Genomic DNA, 3,440 nt, shown 5'->3' on the forward strand with positions numbered 1-3,440 from the left:
GCCCGGGCCGCCGTGGACCAACTGCTGCCGGGGGAGCGGCTCAGCGGCCTCTCGCACGGCTCCGGGGCCGGCGCCCCGGCGCCCGCGGACGGCGGCGGAGCGGGGGAGGGAGGCGGCCATGGCGTACACGCGTAAGAACGTCGGCGCACTCACCGCCGGTGAGCGGCGCCGTTTCGTCGGCGCCGTCCGGGAGCTCAAGCGCCGCGGGGAGTACGACGAGTTCGTGCTGACCCACATCGACCACTTCGCCCCCGACGGGGAGAGCGGCCTGCGCGCCGCCCACATGACGCCGTCGTTCCTGCCCTGGCACCGGCTCTTCCTCCTGGAGTTCGAGGAGGCGCTCCAGCGGATCGACTCCGCGGTGACGCTGCCCTACTGGGACTGGACCAGGAATCGTGGCGCCGCCGGGACGCCGTGGACCGAGGACCTGCTCGGCGGCAACGGCAGGCGCTCCGACCGCCAGGTGACCACCGGGCCGTTCTCCCGCCGCGAGGGCTGGATCCTCGAGGTCAACGTCACGGACACCGACTACCTCACCCGCGACCTCGGCCGGTCCCACGACCCGATCGCCCTGCCCACCGCGCGGGACGTCGCCACGGCGCTGGAGGACCCGGTGTACGACACGGCGCCCTGGGACTCCACCGCGCCGGGAGGATTCCGGAACAAGATCGAGGGCTGGGGCCGGGGCGCGGGCGCCGCCTCCTGGCGCAACCACAACCGGGTCCACCGCTGGATCGGCGGGACGATGCTGGGCGCCGCGTCCGTCAACGACCCGGCGTTCTGGCTCCACCACGCCTTCGTCGACCTCCTGTGGACCCGCTGGCAGCAGCGGCACCGCACCGCCCGCTACCTGCCCGCCCGCCCGCCGGGGCCGCGCGACAGCCAGTACGGCCGCGTCGTCGCCCGCGGGGAGCCACTGCCGCCGTGGGACTACACCCCGGCCGACGTGGAGAACGTCGCGGAGGTCTACGTCTACGCCTGACGGCGGCGGCCTGACGTTCCGGCAGGCCGTCACCGCCCTGCCGCGGACATCGGCCCCGTCGCCGTCGACGGGGCCGATGTCCGCCCGACGTCCGCCGGACGCGCGGGAGGGCCCCGACGGGGAAACCGTCGAGGCCCTCATCGCATTACCGCAAGAGCGGAACGGCGAGGTCAGTGACCGTAGCCGTGGCCCTTGTTGTGGCCCTTGTCGTGGCCCTTGTCGTGGCCCTTCTCGAACTCGCTGTCGATCGCGCAGAAGTTGCCCGCGGCCGGGTTCAGCAGCCCGATGACGTTGATGGTGTTGCCGCAGAGGTTGATCGGCACGTTGATCGGAACCTGGATCACGTTGCCGGAGATGACACCCGGCGAACCAACGGCCTGGCCCTCGGCCTCCGCGTCCGCCAGCGCCATGCCGGCGCCGCCCAGAACCACAGCACCCGTGCCGAGAGCGACAACGGCAGCCTTCGCGATGCGAGACATCACGTACTCCTTCTTACTCGGTGAGGGCGGCAGCAGGTCAACGCCGCCGCACTCCCCCTTCAACGCGTCTCTGTCGTCCGGGTAACGGCATGGTTCGAGGCAATCACCCGTTTTGAACAGGCGACCGTCCTGGATGGACGTTCCACGCCGCCGAACAGGCGGAACCCGACCACCGGACGGGTGAATCCGGGTTTCGAAGAGAAACGTCCCCGCCGACCCGACCCGACCCGACCCGACCCGACCCGACCCGACCGGGCCGGAGTCGCCGAGTGGCCGTGCGTCCGGCCCGGGCGAGGAAGTCGCCCGCTCCCGGGGACGGGGAAGAGGGGCGGGCGGCCGCGGAGGCACGTGGAGCGGAGGCCGGCGGCCGGCCAGGTGCTGTGGAGCCCGGCGCGGGCTTGGCGCGCGACCCGCGGTCACCGCTACCGGCGCGGCGCGCGGCGACCCGCGTCGGCCGCGCCCAGCAAAAAGCCCTCCCTGGAGGGAGGGCGGAGACTTGCGCCCCCGGCAGGACTCGAACCTGCGGCCAAGCGCTTAGAAGGCGCCTGCTCTATCCACTGAGCTACGGGGGCCGGTGTGGTGGCCTCTGTCGTCGTGCCCGGGTGCGGGCGGGTCCTGACGTTGCCGGGGACAAGGATAGGCATCCCCTCCCCGCGTCCCCATCGCCTCGCCTCCATACCGCGATGTGGAGGTTCGGTGAAGCGATTCCTGATAATCCCAGGCAGTGCTGATTCGCGCAGCGCTTTTCGCGCCAGACGCGCCGGGTGTTGTGCACTCGTTATGCGTGAGCCCCGGTCGTCCCTTCCCTTTCCGGACCCGACGGCACGCAGACATGCCCATATGCTTCAGAAAGTCCGTAAAATTGGGCATTCTTCACATGTGGTGACCTTGGACGTACGGCCTCAGCTGCTCGACGCACTCTCCGCCCTGCGCGACCGCGTCGCCGCCGCACGCTTCCCGCTGCCTCTGGCGGGCGCCCCACGGGCACGGGCCAACCGTGAGGAACTGCTCGCCCAGCTCGACGACTACCTGGTGCCGCGCCTGCGGGACCCCCAGGCGCCGTTGCTCGCGGTGATCGGCGGCTCGACCGGCGCGGGAAAGTCCACCCTGGTCAACTCCCTGGTGGGACGGCAGGTGAGCGAAGCCGGGGTGCTGCGCCCGACCACCCGCACGCCGGTGCTGGTCTGCCATCCGGAGGACTGTCACTGGTTCAGCGGTATGCGCGTGCTGCCCCGGCTCACCCGTGTGCTGGGCGGCGGCAAGGACCCGGCGGACGATCCGGCCGTCTCCCGACGGGGGCAGGGCGGGCGTGCCGGGAGAGCCGGAAGGGGCGACCGCGCGGGCGGGGCCGTCGTGCAGCGGGCACTGCGGATCGAGACGGCGGAGACCCTGCCGCGCGGACTCGCCCTGATCGACGCGCCGGACGTCGACTCCCTGGTCGCCGAGAACCGGGTGCTCGCCGCCGAGCTGATCTGCGCCGCCGACGTCTGGATCATGGTCACCACCGCCTCGCGGTACGCCGACGCGGTGCCGTGGAACATGCTCCGCGCCGCCAAGCAGTACGACGTCACCCTGGTCACCGTCCTCGACCGGGTCCCGCACCAGGTCGTGAACGAGGTGTCGCGGCAGTACGCCGCGCTGCTCACCAAGGCCGGGCTGGGCGAGGTGCCCCGCTTCACGGTGCCGGAATTGCCCGAGTCGGCCTCCGGCGGCGGGCTGCTCCCGGGCACCGCCGTGGCCCCCCTGCGGGAGTGGCTGACCAGGCTCGCCGAGGACCCCGCCGCGCGCCAGTACGCGGTGGCCCGCACGGCGCGGGGGGTGCTGGACTCGCTGCGGACCCGGATGCCCGAGCTGGCCGGAGCGGCGGCCGCCCAGTACGCGGCCGCGCTGCGGCTCACCACCGCCGTGGAGAAGGCCTACGAGAGTGAGCACACGCGGGTCCGCGGCCGCATCCAGGCCGGGGCCGTCCTCGCCGGGGA

At 72.7% G+C, this 3,440-nt stretch carries 3 protein-coding genes and 1 tRNA gene; 2 read left to right on the forward strand and 2 right to left on the reverse strand.

The window, feature by feature from the left end:
* Positions 1–118 precede the first annotated feature (118 nt).
* Positions 119–982, forward strand: a complete 864-nt coding sequence (locus HW445_RS23160; protein ID WP_180222894.1) for a tyrosinase family protein — start codon at positions 119–121, stop codon at positions 980–982.
* Between the two features lie 170 nt (positions 983–1,152).
* On the opposite strand, the gene HW445_RS23165 is transcribed toward HW445_RS23160, so the two are convergent.
* A complete protein-coding gene (locus tag HW445_RS23165; RefSeq protein WP_151773272.1) occupies positions 1,153–1,461 on the reverse strand; it encodes a chaplin in 309 nt (102 codons plus the stop codon).
* 499 nt (positions 1,462–1,960) lie between these two features.
* Positions 1,961–2,033 (reverse strand) — tRNA-Arg (locus HW445_RS23170).
* Positions 2,034–2,340: 307 nt separating this feature from the next.
* Between HW445_RS23170 and HW445_RS23175 the strand changes: the two genes are divergently transcribed.
* Positions 2,341–3,440: GTPase domain-containing protein (locus tag HW445_RS23175; protein WP_180222895.1), on the forward strand; the 1,100-nt coding region annotated here is incomplete at its 3' end.

Origin of the sequence: Streptomyces sp. UH6 (assembly GCF_013421635.1) — a bacterium.
GTDB classification, from domain to species: domain Bacteria; phylum Actinomycetota; class Actinomycetes; order Streptomycetales; family Streptomycetaceae; genus Streptomyces; species Streptomyces abyssomicinicus.

Bases quoted from the DNA above. Each gene is read 5' to 3' on its own strand.
- HW445_RS23160 (WP_180222894.1), top strand. From the start codon at position 119: ATGGCGTACACGCGTAAGAACGTCGGCGCACTCACCGCCGGTGAGCGG.
- HW445_RS23165 (WP_151773272.1), bottom strand. From the start codon at position 1,461: ATGTCTCGCATCGCGAAGGCTGCCGTTGTCGCTCTCGGCACGGGTGCT.